Origin of the sequence: Mesobacillus zeae, from assembly GCF_003570705.1 — a bacterium.
Lineage (GTDB): Bacteria > Bacillota > Bacilli > Bacillales > Cytobacillaceae > Mesobacillus_C > Mesobacillus_C zeae.
The window spans coordinates 1-1,218 of record NZ_QWVT01000068.1 but is presented as its reverse complement, the minus strand read 5'-3'; the positions used below and the strand labels follow the sequence as shown (position 1 = coordinate 1,218).

Genomic DNA, 1,218 nt, shown 5'->3' with positions numbered 1-1,218 from the left:
TGTACCCTCGTATTTTGACTTGGTGATCGATTCGTCCGAGGTATTCAATATGACCATCGTGAGTCCATCGGACTAAATCTCCGGTTTTGTACATTCTTTGATTGGCTGCATAGGGATTTTCTATGAATCTTTCAGCTGTTAATTCAGGGTTGTTTAAATATCCCCGGGCCAAGCTGTTTCCAGATATATAGAGCTCTCCGATAATCCCTACCGGACAAAGCTGTTGGTTGGAATCTAAGATATATACACTCACATTGTCGATCGGTTTTCCAATCGTGATGGATGGACTCTCTTTTTCTATCTTGGTTCCAGTGGCATAAATCACGGTTTCAGTCGGACCATACAAATTGAATACTTCTAGGGTCGAATTAATCCGAAATGCTTCTTGGACTACATCCTTAGTTAAGGCTTCTCCTGCAAGATAAATCCGTTGAATAGAGGCTACGTTTTGTAATTCATTTCCCATCACTTTAAAGGCCGACGGTGTAAAGTTTAGATCAGTCACATTGTAACGGATGACCGTTTCTCTTATTTTGGCACTATTTTTTTCCTCGCCTTCCGGTAAGACCACGAGTTGACCCTGACAACCAATCCAGCCAAATAATTCAGTAATGGATACATCAAAAGTGATGGCTGTTTTTAATAGGATGCGCGAGGTCTCCTCTCTCATGTACTTAACATGAAACCAGTTCATACGCTCAGTTAAGGCGTCATGTTCGACAACAACCCCTTTGGGCTGCCCTGTACTTCCTGACGTATAGATAATGTAAGCTTTCGATTTCCTGATATCTTCAATCTTATGATTTGTTTTTTCATAGTCTTGTAAAAAGTCTCTGATGTGACCATACAAAATACATTGGAAATCAGCACTTTCATGGGATGATGCCATCTCATTCGCTTGATCAGTGATAAGCAGTTTGCATTCACTATCCAAAAGCATATAGTCGATACGAGCTTGCGGTGTATCGATTCCTATAGGTAAATAAGACGCACCAGACTTCAAGATCCCGAAAATCACAACCATCATATCGATGGATCTGTTCATTTTAATCCCAACAACTGATTCCTTTTTCACTCCATGGTCTATGAAATACCTGGCTAATTGGTTAGCTTCCTCATTTAACTCTCGATAGGTCATGGTTTGGTTTTCATAGATTAAGGCTATTTTATCTGGATGAGATGCTGCATGGCTTTCAAATCTCTCCATAATTAACTCAT

1 protein-coding gene is annotated in these 1,218 nt (G+C 40.1%); it reads right to left on the bottom strand.

Translation table 11 applies throughout. The annotated features are described in order from the left end of the window. The coding region (locus D1970_RS21880; RefSeq protein ID WP_142921049.1) for an amino acid adenylation domain-containing protein at positions 1 to 1,207 on the bottom strand (1,207 nt) is incomplete at its 3' end. Positions 1,208 to 1,218 lie beyond the last annotated feature (11 nt).